At 63.7% G+C, this 834-nt stretch carries 1 protein-coding gene; it reads left to right on the top strand.

The features are described from left to right. Positions 1-834, top strand: an 834-nt coding sequence (locus ACYPYD_RS28130; RefSeq protein ID WP_459667077.1) for a Mu transposase domain-containing protein, incomplete at both ends; no start/stop codon positions are given.

Below are 834 nucleotides of genomic sequence, written 5' to 3'. Positions count from 1 at the left end.
CTGGCGACATGGACCGAGCAGTTTCCCGATTGGATCGCGGGCAACAACGCCGCCTTCGCCTTCTTCCGCGGCGTTCCCCAGTTGCTGGTGCCCGACAACGCCAAGGTGGCGGTGATCAAGGCGTGTCACTTCGATCCTCAGGTGAACCGCAGCTACGCCGACATGGCGCGGCATTATGGTACGGCGATCCTGCCGACGCGGCCGCGCAAGCCGCGGGACAAGGCCAAGGTCGAAGCCTGCGTCGGTATCGTCGAGCGCTGGCTATTAGGCCGCTTGCGTAACCGAATCTTCTACAGCCTAGCGGAGGTCAACGCGGCGATCGCCGAGTGCCTTGCCGATCTCAATGACCGGCGCGTGCTGCGCCAGTTTGGCAAGACGCGCCGCCAGTTGTTCAACGAAGTCGATGTTCCAAACCTCAAGCCGCTGCCGGCAGAGCCGTGGGTTCATGCCGAATGGCGTCGCTGCCGCGTCGGGCTCGATTACCATATCGCGATCGAGCGACATCATTACTCTGTTCCGCACCGCTTCGCGCGCCGCGAGGTCGAAGCCCGGTTCACTGCCAGTACCGTCGAGATCTTCCTGGGAGGCGAGCGCATTGCTGTGCACCTGCGCAGCAGCGGCAATGGCCGGCACACCACCGTCCCCGAGCACATGCCATCCAGCCACCGGCGCTACGGCGAATGGACGCTGGCGAAAATCCGGCAGGAGGCAGGCCGGATCGGGCCGATGCTATCCTTGCTGGTCGAGAAGGTCATCGAGGCAAAGCCCCATCCCGAACAGGGCTATCGATCCTGTCTGGGCATCATCGGGCTCGAAAAACGCTTCGGTCCCGAG

It is taken from the genome of Novosphingobium sp. 11B, from assembly GCF_054589055.1.
Note: the sequence above shows the minus strand (reverse complement) of the source record. Positions and strands in the feature narration are given on the sequence as shown.